The sequence below is a fragment of the Nonomuraea sp. NPDC049158 genome (genome assembly GCF_040648335.1).
GTDB lineage: Bacteria > Actinomycetota > Actinomycetes > Streptosporangiales > Streptosporangiaceae > Nonomuraea.
Genome location: NZ_JBEZDM010000040.1, coordinates 64,298 through 76,588 on the forward strand (window position 1 = coordinate 64,298; position 12,291 = coordinate 76,588).

The following is a 12,291-nucleotide window of genomic DNA, read 5'->3' on the forward strand; positions in this document are numbered from 1 at the left end:
TCAGTCCGGGTCCGTCCAGAGTCCGCGCTTTTGGGCAGGTAGGCGGCATCGTCAAAGGGCCTGGCGCGCTTCCTCCACCCAGCGCAGGACGCGATGGGCGCCGGTGGTCTCGGCGATCTCGGCCGCCTCGTCGAGCACCTCCAGCGCCTGGTCACGGTGGCCTTCCGCGGCGGTGATGTAGGCCAGCCCGATCAGGTTCGCGGCGACGCCGGGCAGGAAACCGAGCTCGCGGCGCAGGCGTACCGACTCCTCCAGCCGCCGGCGCGCCGGGGCCAGGCGGCCGGCGACGTGCTCGGCGATGCCCAGGTGCCGCAGCGCGTACGACATGGTCAGCTTGTCGCCCGCCTGGGCCGCGAGTTCGTTGGAGCGTTCGAGCATGGGGACCGCGGCGTCGTTGTCCCGGCGGACGACCTGGTGGAAGACGCCGATCCAGAACAGCGCCTCGCCCTCGCCGCGCACGTCGCCGAGGGTTCGGTAGAGCCGCGCGGCGTGCTCGAACAGGACCTGCTCCCTCGGGTCCTCCTCGCCCTTGTCCAGGAATCGCCCGTGAACGAGCCGGCCGCGGGCCAGGGCGAGGTCCGCCTCGACCGCGTCCAGGTCCCGATCGGCCGTCTCCAGCGCCGTGGCATCGCCCTCGAAGACGGCCCGCTCGTACAGCAGCCTGCCTCGTTCGATCCGTTCGTCCACGCTTATCCTCCGCGCTCGGCTGCGTCGCGATCGAGCGTATAGGTGGCCTCTTGACCAGGCGGCAGATCGTCCTGATATTTCGGGATTGGCGTAACAACGAGGGGTCTCAGGCCACTTCCTGGTGTCCGAAGAATAATGTCCGGGATTTAAGGGGCTGAGGCGGTGACGGAAGATTCGCACCGATTCACTGGCATATACGACGAATGCCGACAACGCGTGTGGGCGTACGTGGTCAGTCGCGCGGGCCGGCAGGTGGCGGACGAGGTGGTGAGCGAGACGTTCGCGGTCGCCTGGCGGCGGCTGGACGACGTACCGGAGCCGGCTCTGCCCTGGCTGCTCGGCGTCGCGCGCAACGTCCTGCGCGACAACATCCGCGCGGAGACCCGGCGGGAGGCGCTGAACGCGGAGCTGCGGGCCTGGACCGAGGGCGACGTGGCCGACCAGGTGACCGAGCGGCTCGGCGTGCTGCGCGCGCTGGCCGAGCTGCCGGAGGACGACCGGGAGATCCTCATCCTCATCGCCTGGCAGGGCCTGTCCCCCAAGGACGCGGCCCTTGTCGTCGGCTGCTCGGCGGCCGCTTTCCGCGTACGGCTGCATCGGGCCCGCAAGCGGCTCAAGCAGGCGATGGAACCGACGGGACGGTCCCGGCCCCGGGTGAAGAACCTCAGTGAGGAGTGGTCATGAACCCCATCGACGAACTACGGGCGGCCCGGCCCGCGCACCTCGGCGACGCGCCGGTCGACACGCGCACCAGGACCAGGGAGCTCTCGTACGCCATGTCCCAGCCCCGGTCGGCCCGGCTGCCCCGGCGCGGGGCCGCCCGGCCGCTGTGGAGCCTCGGCCTCGCCGCCGCCGTAACCGCCGTGGCCGTCGTGGCCGTCGCGGTCTCCGGCACCGGCGGTACGACGCCGCGAGCACCCGACCCGGCCCCCGCGTCCGCCTCCAAGGTGCGGCTCTCGGCTCGGGACATCCTGCTGACCGCCGCCGCGAAAGCGGCCCGCCAGCCCGCCGGGACGGGCGCCTACTGGCACACCGTGTCCATGCGGCGGACCCTGTTCGCGGTCGACGGCGCCGGCTACCGGGTCATGGACCGTCAGCGGGAGGAGGGTTGGACCCCCAACGCCACCGGTGGAGACCAGTGGGGCAGCATCAAGCCGCTCGGCGCGCGACCGGCCACCGCCGCGGACGAGGAGGCATGGAAGCAGGCCGGCTCCCCGGCCGAGATCCCGGTCAAGGTCCCGGGCAAGCCACGCCCGATGACCCTCACGACCTCTCCCCGAAAGAAGTTCACCGGCCGCACTCCCCTGGTCGACGGGGACAAAGTGTTCTGGCTCGGCCGGAACGTCACCATGAAGGACCTGCGTGGCCTACCCTCCGACCCGGCCAAGCTCAAGGCGTGGCTGCTGCGCTCGTACGAGGGGCACAGCACCGAGTCCAGCAGCGACCCGATGGCGGCCGACCCCTGGCTCTTCAGAGTGAGCATAGGGTTGATCACCGACATGCCGGTCACACCCCAGGTACGCGGCGCCGCCTTCCGGATGCTCGCCGACCTCGACACCGTTGACGTCATCGAGAACGTCACGGACGCGGAGGGCCGCCAGGGCACCGCCGTGGCGGTCAGGGAGCGCACCAAGGGCTCCGGCGTCTTGGAGAACCGGCTGATCTTCGACCAGGCGACCGGGCGGGGCCTGGCGAACGAGAATGTCGTGGTGAAGTCCGGCGGTCTCCAGAGCGCCTTCGAACCCGGCACGGTGTGGAACTCGCAGGCCGTACTGGAAGCCGGCTGGACCGACAGCAAGCCGTCCTCCTGACCCCGCTCCCATGACCGCCCCCGTCCCGGTCCGCTGAACGGGGGCGGTCAGCATGCGGAGGCGGCCGGATTCGAGCCGGCCGGTCGGCGTGAAAGTTTCACCGTCGGTTGACGGGCCTGACGTCACACCTCATGATCATGTTGCCGCCTGGCAGGAGGGGGCGTCGAGTGATTGCCGCTACCCATGGCGAGGTGCACCGATGCCGAGATTCTCATTACGAGCCGCGGCCGCCGTCCTGCTGACGCTGACCGCCCTGAACGTCCCCGCGGCGCACGCCGACGAGGTCACCCCGGTCGCGGTGACCGTCAACGCCCGCGCCGCGCTTGCCACCGTCCCGGAGACCGGCATCGGCAGCAACCATGCCATCTGGGACACCAATCTGGGCACCAACGAGACCGCCGACCTGCTCAAGGACGCCGGGGTGAAGCTGCTGCGCTATCCCGGCGGCTCCTACTCGGACATCTACCACTGGGCCACTCACACCGCTCCCGGCGGCTATGTGGCGCCCAACACCGACTTCGACACCTTCATGCGTGGTGTGCGCCGCACCGGGGCGCAGGCGATGGTGACCGCCAACTACGGCACCGGCACCGCCGACGAGGCCGCGGCCTGGGTACGTCAGGCCAACCTCACCAAGGGCTACGGCATCAAATACTGGGAGATCGGCAACGAGAACTATGGCAACGGGCACTACGGCGCCGCCTGGGAGGCGGACGATCACGCCGACAAGAGCCCGGCCGAGTACGCCCGCCATGTCGTGACGTACGCGGACGCCATGAAGGCGGTCGACCCCACCATCAAGATCGGCGCGGTGCTGACCACCGCCGCCAACTGGCCCGATGGCATAGTCGCCGACGGCGACGACGGCACCTGGAACAAGGTCGTCCTCTCGATCGCCGGACCGAAGATCGACTTCGTGATCCTGCACTGGTACCCCGGCGCCCTCGACAAGGCCGCCCACGTCCCCGACATGATCCAACTCACCCGCCAGCAGATCGCGAAGTACGCCGGGCCCGGCTCTGAGCGGATCGGCATGGCCATGACCGAGTTCAACACGGGGTCCAGCAGCGGCGGCACCACCACCCAGCCCGGCGCGCTGGCCGCCGCCGACGCCTACGCGACGCTCCTGGCGAACGGCGTGTTCTCGGTCGACTGGTGGAACGTCCACAACGGCATCGGCACCGTCTCGCAGGTCGAAGGACAGACCGATTACGGTGACTTCGGCCTGTTGTCCAGCGCTACGTGCACCTCTGACGGGAGCGTCTGCGAGCCGCAGCTGAACGCCCCCTTCGCGCCCTACTACGCGCTGCAGATGATGAGCAAGTTCGCCCGTCCCGGCGACCAGTTCATCCGGGCCGCGACCGGCCAGGCGAAGGTCACCGCGCACGCCGCCCGCCGCCCCGACGGCGACCTGGCCGTGCTGTTGATCAATACGTCGTCCGACACGTCATACCCCGTCACCATCGGCTACTCCGGCTTCAGTCCGGCGTCGGGGGCGCCGACCGTACTGACCCACACCAACGGCGCCACGAGCATCATCGGCTCGACCGGGGGCAGCGCGACCAGCCAGACGCTGCCGCCGCTCTCGATGACCACCATCGTGCTGCACCCCTCCACACCCCAGACCGGCCGTCCAGGCACGCCGGGGCAGCCGACCGCCGCCGACGTGACGGACCGGACCGCGACGATCTCCTGGCCCGCCGCCTCCCCCGGCGCCCGACCGATCGCCAAGTACGAGGTCCACCGCCAGAACGGAGCCATCAGCGAGCAACTCGGCGAGACCACCGGCACCTCGCTCACGGTGAGCAACCTCAGGCCGGGCACCCGCTACACGCTCAACGTGATCGCCCGCGACACCGGCGGCGGCGTCTCGTGGGCCTCCCCGCCGCTGACCTTCACCACCGGCACCCCCGCTTCGAGCTCCTGCACAGTACGGCTGACCGTCCAGTCCGACTGGGCCAGCGGGTACGTCGGTGCCATCGACATCACCAACAACGGCGCGCCGATCAACGGCTGGACCTTGGCCTTCACCTGGCCCAGAACCTGGCAGAGCCTGGGCAGCGGCTGGAACGCCACCTGGACGCAGGACGGGCCGGACGTCAAGGCGGTCAACGAACCCGGAAACGGCTCGCTACCGGCTGGGGCATCGACGGCGATCGGCTTCGTCGGCAACTACAGCGGCCCGAACGTTCTGCCGGGCGTCTTCACCCTCAACGGAACCGTCTGCACCACCCGCTAGGGCGGTGACCCCCCAAGGTCCCCGGTGGTTCGTCCCACGACCGTCTCGATCCCTGTGACGGTCCGTGGCGGCTGGGGGCCTTGGGGGTGGGGGCCTTGGGGGGTGGGAAGAAGGCGGTCCGTGGTAGCTGGAGGCCCGGTGGCGCCGACTACGAGCTGATCGACCTCGCGCACCACCGCCTCGGCAACCTCGACGAGGGCGGCAATCCGAGCCTCCAGCAGTACGAGCACGCGCACACCCGCGACTGGTCCGCACTGGTAGACGGCTTCGATGGCTTCGTGTTCCTTGTCCCCGAGTACAACCACTCCTTCCCCGGCGAGGGTCTCGACGCCGCGGTCCGCGGCATGCTCGACCAGGTGACCGCCTGGGACGGCGCGTTGCGCGGAGTGCGCGAGGCCAGGTCGGAGACGGGCGCGGCGGCCTGAGGTCCTGTCGCGCTAGTCAGCGCCCGGGGGCCGACCCTCATCGGCGGTCCCCGCGCTCTCACGGACTGGGGCCTCCCACGTCGGGGAGAGGTACGGCGAATGCGCCGAGCGGTAGAGCACGACGATCAGGGCCACGAGCGTCGCGAACCAGGCGATGGCGGTGACAGGGCCCAGGTCGGCGTAGCCGTACCCGGCCAGCATGCCGAGCACGCCCAGAACGGCCACGGCCCAGCGCAGCACGTCGAGGCGGGCGGCCCCGGAGATGTCCCCGCACGGACGGATCCGTCTGATGATGGCCTCGGCGATCAGCCAGACCGCGATCAGGGCACCGAGTGTGTTGGCGATTCCGATCAGTTGCGTGATCGTGATCGGGGAAATCCCCTGGCTAGGGCCCGAGTACTCAGCGGAGGCGATCATGGCGATGAACGAGACGCAGGCCATGACGGCAGTCGTGGACCGGGCCCGGCTGAAGGGGTCGTCGAGGGATCGCTGCAGCTGAGACAGCCCGGACGCGCACAACACCCATCCGGCGGGGTCGAACAGCAGGTCGAACCCGTTGTAACGGAGAGCACCGAACGTGAAAACGAAACCGGTGGCGATCTTCGCGGCAGGCGGAATGCCCCACGACCCCCCAGGCTGGCCGTAGTCCACGAATGAGCTACCTGTCAGGGCCAATCTGGACTCACCGCCTCATTGCAGACCTTGGCCGCGAGACCTCTCTGCCAGGCGACCAGGACACTTCCGGTGAGTCCTTGCAGCCCCCATGAGTTACCCATCACCTCCACCGACCCCGGACCCAGCCAGGTTCGGTAGGTGAAGCGGATCGGCTGGGGCTCGTGGGGCACCGCCGCGCAGTCAGTGATGACGACGCGCCTCTCCACGCTTTGCCGATTATCGCCCTCTACGGTGACCACGGAACTCTCCCCTTTCGCCTGGTCAGCAGGGAGCAGGCGGAGGCCAGGTATTTCCGCCGAGATACCGGTGATAACGAACGAGGCTTGCCCCTCGTTCTCCAGCTCGATATACACAGGGGTCGACAGGACGCCATTCGGGTCCACCTCCGCGTGGAGGAAAATAGCCTCGAGACTCCACTGCACACGCGGAGTTATCGACCCGGATACCCACAGGGTCACCGCGACAATCACCAGCGTCAGGCCGCCGGCCGCCATAGTCGATAATCGCGAACGCTGAGCACTCCACGTAGCGATGCCAAATTGCCGCCATATATCATCCGAACTCACGATATAGCACCATATATGGTGGCACTTCGTGACGGTACCTCCGATGATCTCCTGGGTAGTCGCCGTGGTCACCGTGCTGGTGGCGGCCTTACCGGTCACATCGGAGCGGCTCACCAGGTTCGCCACACTGATGGGCCTCTCCGTCACGGCGGCCAACGCCCGCCAGGTCATCGACCATTTCGCCGACCTGCGCCGATGGCGGCTGATCGCCCTCGTCCCGGCAGTTCCCTTGGCCTGTTTCACCAATGACCCGCTCTATCTGGTGCTGGGCTGGTGCGCTGTTTCCGTGTTTCGCCCTGTACGACTGCCGGCCCCCATGCTCCCTCCCCAAGACGATGCGAACACCTATCGGACGGCATGGTTGCTCGGTTTGAGTGGCGCCGTGGTGGCGGGCGGTTATCTGCTGGCGAGCCAGGACATCACTCCGGCGCGGCTGGCCCATGCCGCCATCGTGATTATCGTGGCGGCGGCCGTACCACGTACCACTGGAAAACTGAGTGCCAGACCGAACGACGGGACGGACCGGACCGAGCCGGCCATCCGCGAATGGTCGACGCGGAGCCTCTATCTGGCGGGAACGGCGATCGTGCTTTCGGCCACGCTGCTCACCCCTGGGCACCCGCTACAGGGTGAACTGCCCGAATACACACCGCCCATGTCGTTCCGGGATTATCGGGCCGAGTTCACGACGGTGAGTAAATACAAGCGACCCACCTGTCCATGGACCGATCAAATGGACGACCCCTGCCGCACGTGGCTGGTGAACGAGCAGCCATTCCCGCAGGCCGCGCCGTACATCATCAGGAAAGGCGGCGCGCCCCAGGCGGCGCCGTTCGTGCGCAGCTCCGACAAGAAGGCCGTCGTCTTCCTGGACAGACACGATCGACGCATGGTGTATCAGGACGCCAAGGGCGTTCACTACCTCACCGCCGGCCTCCCGGACACGGCGGTGCCCACGGCGACGTTCGCCGGCCAGAGCAGGTACGTCGCCCTTGCCAAGGACGACGCCCAGATCACCGACACCAAGACCTGGACCACGGTGTCACTCCCCGGCGCCCGGCAGGTCCATGACCTCAACGAGAGCGGGATCGTGGTGACGACGCGATCCCAGGTGCTCGTTCTCGATCACCGCGGACGGACGCGGATGACCCTTCCCCTCGGGCCCGACGACAGCTACTACCTCCGGGTGGACGGCAGTCGCTTCGTGGTCATCGGCGATCAGGGGACGCGGGTCGACACCTTCGCCCCAGAGACCGGCAAGCGGCTGGCCAGCGTCGCTCTCAGGTTCCCCGGCGACGACTCTCTTGACGTCGCCCTCGGCTGGTCGAAGGAGGGTGCTTTCCTGGTCCGCGGCGACTACAGCGAACGCGTCTATTACCTCGACCTGTCGACGGGCAAACTCTGGCGACGCAAGACGTGAGCCATCAGGCGAACGCGCTGGTCAGCGGCGGTGGTGGGCGGCGCAGCTGACGCAGGTCCTGGCGGCCGGCAGGATCATCAGGCGCTCGATGGCGATGGGTTGCCCGCATTTCGCGCAGATCCCGTACGTGCCGTCGCGCAGCCGCTCGACGGCCAGGTCCAGATCGACGAGGTGCGTCTCGGCCTGGTCGAGCAGGGCCTGAATGTGGGCCCGCTCGAAGGCGGTGGACGTCCCCTCAGGATCGTGCTCGTCATCGGGGGCCGACTGCGCCGACGACTGGACGATCTCGTCCCGATCATGGCCCAGCACGGCGATGCGGGTTTCGGTTCTTTGACGGTCGGCGTCGAGCAGTTGTCGGATGGTCGCCTGCTCTGAGGGGGAAAGCGCGGCGTCCCGGTGTTGTGTGGTCATCACGGTCCCTCACCTTCCCTACCAGCGTACGCGCGATGGCTCACATGCGGCTTTCGCCGCGCCTCCATCGTGCCGCCTTAGGCTCGCGAAATGCACTGTGGTTGACTTATTGCGACCAAACGACCACTCTGCGTAGGGAGTATTTGCTCATGGATCTCACCCTCGCCAGCATCCGCGTCGCGCGTAACGCCGATGGGCGCCTGGAGGCGTTCGCCCGGGGCGCCGACAGCACGGTGAAGCATGTCTGGCAGCTCACCCTCAACGGTGACTGGGGCGAATGGCGCAGCCTCGGCGGCACGTTCGGCACCCCTCCGACCGTCTTCCGGAACGCCGACGGGTGCCTGGAGGTGTTCGCCCCGGACACCGAAGGCCGTGTTCAGAACAAGCGGCAGGAGAGCCCCAACGGCGACTGGGAAGACCGTTGGAACGACCTCGGCGGCCAGTCTCTGGGCGGTGAGATCGCGGTGTTCCAGAACGCCGAAGGGCGGCTGGCCCTGTTCATGCGCGGAGCCGACAGCACCCTGCAACACTGCTGGCAGACCATGCCGTACGGCGAATGGAGCGGGTGGAAGGACCTGGGCGGCGAACTCCGCAGCGAGCCGGCGGTGTTCCAGACCGCGGACGGCCGGCTGGCCGCGTTCGTCCAAGGCGGCGACGACACCTTGCAGTACATCTGTCAGACCAACCGCTACGGCGCCTGGGGCGACTGGAAAGACCTCGGCGGCAGCCTGGTCGACACTCCGGCGGTGTTCCAGCGGGCCGACGGGGGGCTGGAGGTATTCGTACGCCACGCCGACGACACCCTGTGGCGCATCGGACAGATGACGGCCAACGGCGACTGGGGCGATTGGCAGTGGCTCGAGGGCGGGAGCACCACCGGCACCCCGGCGGTCTTCCAGGACATGCACCGCCGCCTCATCGTCCTCACCCGGGGCACCGACTCCGCCGCCTGGCAGATCTGCCAGACCGCCACCGGCGGCTGGGGGCCGTGGAGCAGCCTCGATGGCGTGCTGGACAGCAACCCGCAGCTGGTCGCCACCTACGACGGCCGTCTGGAGGCCTTCTACTTGGGCGACTACGCCCTGTGGCACAAGTGGCAGGAGGCGGACGGATCCTGGTCGCCCGAGTGGGTATCGCTGGGAGGCAACGTCATCGGCTTCTGAAGCCACGTGTACGTGCCTGCGCGGTCGGCGCAGGCACGTACGTTGGCGCCGTTACGCGCCCGTGTACGCGGCGATCCGCTGGCAGTCCTTCTCGGAGAGCGGCTCCATCAGGCCGGCGTGCTCCTGCGAGAAGCGCTCCAGGAGCGTTTCCAGGTCCTCGATCGCCACGGTGATGTCGATGGACTCCAGACCCCGGCTCGCCTCGACGCCGGCCGGGATCGGGACGGTCATGCTCTTCGTCTCCCCGTCATGCTCGCTGGGGAAGGCGAGGTTGGCCAGATTGGCGAAGGTGTCACCGGCTCCGTTGATGTTGAGCAGGACGATCCCCAGCAGGGCCAGACCGCCGAGGACGGTGACCAGGATCGTCCTGTCCGACGCGTTCACCGTCACTTCGATGTAGGGGCCGAGTTTGACCGTCACACCCGCGGGAACGTTGGTCCCCTGCGCCTGGATGGTGGCATGCGTGTTCGCACGTGCGCCTGGGGCGGACATCACCTCCACAGGGGTGATGATGAGCTGGTCCTGTTCCGCCTGGGCGTACACATTGAACGCCTCTGTTATGTTGAACCGCCCGCGGTTCGGGATCATATAAGTGTTGGCCGCTGGCACCTCGCCCCGGCCGGCCGGGAAGTGGATTCCCATCGGGACGTCCCCTTGATTGGCCGCGTAACATTTTCCGTCTTCACCCACGAAGAAGATGGCCTGGCCGATCTCGGGATTCACTCCGGAACCCTTCGGGCCGAGGTGAACGAGTGTGCCATTGGCGCCCTGGAGCATTCCCGCGATCTTGCCGATGGTCGTACCCACAGATAGCGCGGTCTTCAGCCAGTCCATGATGGACCTCCTTGACGTGTGATTTTTCCGGCTACGGCAATGACAGCGGTTCCAATGACTCGCGAATGTCATGCCCCATATGCGGCCGAAGACTGCCATCACGAATTTCCGTGATCTTCGGCACCATATAAGCCGAAAATATCAAGGAGTCCCGCGTTTCACGGACTGCCCGCCCCGCTCGCTTCTTCCTGGTTTTCGTAAGGTTTTCCCATCTATCCCCAGAGTCGCCGGGACCGACGTCGCCGTCGCGGGCGGAAACTTCGTCTCCGATGTTGACGATGTTTCCCGCGCCGGTCTATCGTCGTCTCCGGCAGAGAGGCTGATGCATCATGACCGAGCACTACCTCGGCGGTATCGGCATCGCCGAGGCGCTGGGGGTGAGCCGGCACGCGGTGCACAAATGGCGCTCCCGCTATCCGGGCGATTCAAGCCACCCGTTTCCCGAGCCCGACGTCGAGATCGACGGAGTGCCCGGCTGGCGGGCTGATCGACTGGACGAGATCATGCGGTGGCGCGACGGCCTGCCCGGCCGCGGCGCGGGCGGGGGTCGTCCTTCCGCCGCACGTCAGGAGTACCTCAGGCACGCGGCGGCGCGCGGCCTGGAGCGGGGAGAGGCGCTGCGCGCTCTCCTCTCGTTCACCGAAGAGTTTCCCGAGATGACCGAGCCGGAAGTCTGCGCCTGGCTCATCGAGAAGTGGCGCGGCTAACACTTCCCGGCGACACCACAAGACCGGAAGGCGATGACGCATGCCCGAAATCGGCGGGAGCACCGCACCAGGATTCGACGGAGTTCGTACGGCCTTCGCCGCCAATCTGGCCGGCGGCCAGGAAGTGGGCGCCGCGGTAGCCGTCTACCTGCACGGCCGGAAAGTCGTCGACCTGTGGGGCGGAATCGCCGATCCCGAGACCGGCCGCCCCTGGGAGCGCGACACCCTGCAGGTCGTCTACTCCACCACCAAGGGCGTCACCGCCGCCTGCGCGCACCTGCTGGCCCAGCGCGGCGAACTGGACCTCGACGCACCCGTCGCCGACTACTGGCCGGAGTTCGCGGCGAACGGCAAAGACCGCATCCCCGTCCGCTGGCTGCTCACCCACCAGGCCGGACTGCCCACGATCGACCACCCGATCACCCCGGCGGAAGCGATCGCCTGGGACCCGATGGTGACCGCGCTGGCGGCCCAGCGCCCATCCTGGGAGCCGGGCACCGACCATGGCTACCACGGGCTCACCTACGGCTGGCTGGTCGGCGAGGTCGTCCGCCGGGTGAGCGGCCGCAGCCTCGGCACGTTCCTCGCCGAGGAGATCGCCGGACCGCTCGGCCTGGACCTGTGGATCGGGCTGCCGGAAACCGATCAGCATCGGGTAAGCCGGATCATCGCCGCCCCGCTCGACCTGGACGCGCTGGCCCGGATCGACCTGGACGCCCTTCCCGAGCCCATGCGCGAGGTGATGGCGGCCTATACCGATCCGACGTCGTTGACCGTGCGGTCCCTGATGACCATCATCACGCCCGCGCTGGACCACAACGACCCCGACGAGCAGTCCGCCGAGATGCCCGCGACCAACGGCATCTGCACGGCCCGCGCGCTGGCCCGCTTCTACGCCGCGCTGATCGGCGAGGTCGACGGCCAGCGCATTCTCTCCCCCGAGACCTTGGCGGCGGCGACCGCGGAGCAGGTCAGTGGTATCGACCGCATCCTTCGCGTGCCTGTCCGGATCGGCACCGGTTTCGGCCTGCCGACGCCCGACGCCTTCTGGTACAGCCCGACCGCCTTCGGGTTTCCCGGCATGGGCGGATCGCTGGGCTTCGCCGACCCGGCGAACGGCCTCGCGTTCGGCTACGTCATGAACCACGTACAGGAAGGAACCCCAGACCGCAGAGCAGCCAGCCTCCTGGACGCGGTCCAGCGCGCGATGGAGACCGCTGACCTGCGCTGATAGTGGCGGTGTAGCGATCCTGTAGGCCCCGCGACGACAGTCGTTCCTGGCCCTTACCGGGGCAGGAACGAAGGGAGAAGTCATGGTCAAGACGGCCAGGTTCTACGCGCGCTACGTCGTCA

Annotated in this window: 13 protein-coding genes; 8 read left to right on the forward strand and 5 right to left on the reverse strand. The window is 68.1% G+C overall.

Annotation, left to right across the window (positions count from 1 at the left end):
* Window positions 1-51 precede the first annotated feature (51 nt).
* Window positions 52-687 (reverse strand): hypothetical protein, encoded by a 636-nt coding sequence (locus AB0B61_RS48210; protein WP_358447610.1) that lies wholly within the window; start codon window positions 685-687, stop codon window positions 52-54.
* A 162-nt stretch (window positions 688-849) separates the two neighbouring features.
* On the opposite strand from AB0B61_RS48210, the gene AB0B61_RS48215 reads away from it, so the two are divergent.
* The 4 genes from AB0B61_RS48215 to AB0B61_RS48230 all read left to right on the forward strand — a co-directional run bounded on the left by AB0B61_RS48215 (window position 850) and on the right by AB0B61_RS48230 (window position 5,162).
* Complete coding sequence (locus AB0B61_RS48215) at window positions 850-1,371, forward strand: sigma-70 family RNA polymerase sigma factor (protein WP_358447612.1); 522 nt, start codon at window positions 850-852, stop codon at window positions 1,369-1,371.
* Window positions 1,368-2,498 carry a CU044_5270 family protein gene (locus AB0B61_RS48220; RefSeq protein WP_358447614.1) on the forward strand — a complete coding sequence of 377 codons (1,131 nt, stop codon included), beginning with the start codon at window positions 1,368-1,370 and terminating at the stop codon, window positions 2,496-2,498. The genes AB0B61_RS48215 and AB0B61_RS48220 overlap by 4 nt, the downstream gene beginning before the upstream one ends.
* Window positions 2,499-2,697: 199 nt before the next feature.
* Window positions 2,698-4,737: a cellulose binding domain-containing protein gene (locus tag AB0B61_RS48225; RefSeq protein ID WP_358447615.1), complete on the forward strand. Its 2,040-nt coding sequence runs from the start codon at window positions 2,698-2,700 to the stop codon at window positions 4,735-4,737.
* A 95-nt stretch (window positions 4,738-4,832) separates the two neighbouring features.
* Entirely contained in the window at window positions 4,833-5,162 is a 330-nt protein-coding gene (locus tag AB0B61_RS48230; protein WP_358447617.1) for an NAD(P)H-dependent oxidoreductase, read from the forward strand.
* 12 nt (window positions 5,163-5,174) lie between these two features.
* Here AB0B61_RS48230 and AB0B61_RS48235 read toward each other — a convergent pair whose 3' ends face one another.
* Both AB0B61_RS48235 and AB0B61_RS48240 read right to left on the reverse strand, forming a co-directional pair.
* Window positions 5,175-5,813, reverse strand: coding sequence for a hypothetical protein (locus AB0B61_RS48235; RefSeq protein ID WP_358447619.1), 639 nt, complete (start codon window positions 5,811-5,813; stop codon window positions 5,175-5,177).
* Between the two features lie 14 nt (window positions 5,814-5,827).
* Entirely contained in the window at window positions 5,828-6,331 is a 504-nt protein-coding gene (locus AB0B61_RS48240) for a hypothetical protein (protein WP_358447620.1), read from the reverse strand.
* A 115-nt stretch (window positions 6,332-6,446) separates the two neighbouring features.
* Here AB0B61_RS48240 and AB0B61_RS48245 point away from each other — a divergent pair, with 115 nt between their 5' ends.
* Window positions 6,447-7,823 carry a hypothetical protein gene (locus AB0B61_RS48245; protein ID WP_358447622.1) on the forward strand — a complete coding sequence of 459 codons (1,377 nt, stop codon included), beginning with the start codon at window positions 6,447-6,449 and terminating at the stop codon, window positions 7,821-7,823.
* A gap of 21 nt (window positions 7,824-7,844) precedes the next feature.
* On the opposite strand, the gene AB0B61_RS48250 is transcribed toward AB0B61_RS48245, so the two are convergent.
* Window positions 7,845-8,234: a TraR/DksA C4-type zinc finger protein gene (locus tag AB0B61_RS48250; RefSeq protein ID WP_358447660.1), complete on the reverse strand. Its 390-nt coding sequence runs from the start codon at window positions 8,232-8,234 to the stop codon at window positions 7,845-7,847.
* 149 nt (window positions 8,235-8,383) lie between these two features.
* Between AB0B61_RS48250 and AB0B61_RS48255 the strand changes: the two genes are divergently transcribed.
* A complete protein-coding gene (locus AB0B61_RS48255) occupies window positions 8,384-9,397 on the forward strand; it encodes a hypothetical protein (RefSeq protein ID WP_358447624.1) in 1,014 nt (337 codons plus the stop codon).
* A 51-nt stretch (window positions 9,398-9,448) separates the two neighbouring features.
* Here the strand turns inward: AB0B61_RS48255 and AB0B61_RS48260 are convergent, their stop codons facing one another.
* Window positions 9,449-10,231, reverse strand: a complete 783-nt coding sequence (locus tag AB0B61_RS48260; RefSeq protein WP_358447626.1) for a hypothetical protein — start codon at window positions 10,229-10,231, stop codon at window positions 9,449-9,451.
* Between the two features lie 329 nt (window positions 10,232-10,560).
* On the opposite strand from AB0B61_RS48260, the gene AB0B61_RS48265 reads away from it, so the two are divergent.
* On the forward strand, window positions 10,561-10,938 hold the full coding sequence (locus tag AB0B61_RS48265; RefSeq protein WP_358447628.1) for a hypothetical protein: 378 nt from the start codon (window positions 10,561-10,563) through the stop codon (window positions 10,936-10,938).
* Between the two features lie 40 nt (window positions 10,939-10,978).
* Window positions 10,979-12,169 carry a serine hydrolase domain-containing protein gene (locus AB0B61_RS48270; RefSeq protein ID WP_358447630.1) on the forward strand — a complete coding sequence of 397 codons (1,191 nt, stop codon included), beginning with the start codon at window positions 10,979-10,981 and terminating at the stop codon, window positions 12,167-12,169.
* Window positions 12,170-12,291: the final 122 nt, after the last annotated feature.

Excerpts from the sequence above, each read along its gene's own strand:
- AB0B61_RS48220 (WP_358447614.1), top strand. The coding sequence starts at position 1,368 with ATGAACCCCATCGACGAACTACGGGCGGCCCGGCCCGCGCACCTCGGC.
- AB0B61_RS48225 (WP_358447615.1), top strand. The coding sequence starts at position 2,698 with ATGCCGAGATTCTCATTACGAGCCGCGGCCGCCGTCCTGCTGACGCTG.
- AB0B61_RS48240 (WP_358447620.1), bottom strand. The coding sequence starts at position 6,331 with ATGGCGGCCGGCGGCCTGACGCTGGTGATTGTCGCGGTGACCCTGTGG.
- AB0B61_RS48245 (WP_358447622.1), top strand. The coding sequence starts at position 6,447 with ATGATCTCCTGGGTAGTCGCCGTGGTCACCGTGCTGGTGGCGGCCTTA.
- AB0B61_RS48250 (WP_358447660.1), bottom strand. The coding sequence starts at position 8,234 with ATGACCACACAACACCGGGACGCCGCGCTTTCCCCCTCAGAGCAGGCG.
- AB0B61_RS48255 (WP_358447624.1), top strand. The coding sequence starts at position 8,384 with ATGGATCTCACCCTCGCCAGCATCCGCGTCGCGCGTAACGCCGATGGG.
- AB0B61_RS48260 (WP_358447626.1), bottom strand. The coding sequence starts at position 10,231 with ATGGACTGGCTGAAGACCGCGCTATCTGTGGGTACGACCATCGGCAAG.
- AB0B61_RS48265 (WP_358447628.1), top strand. The coding sequence starts at position 10,561 with ATGACCGAGCACTACCTCGGCGGTATCGGCATCGCCGAGGCGCTGGGG.
- AB0B61_RS48270 (WP_358447630.1), top strand. The coding sequence starts at position 10,979 with ATGCCCGAAATCGGCGGGAGCACCGCACCAGGATTCGACGGAGTTCGT.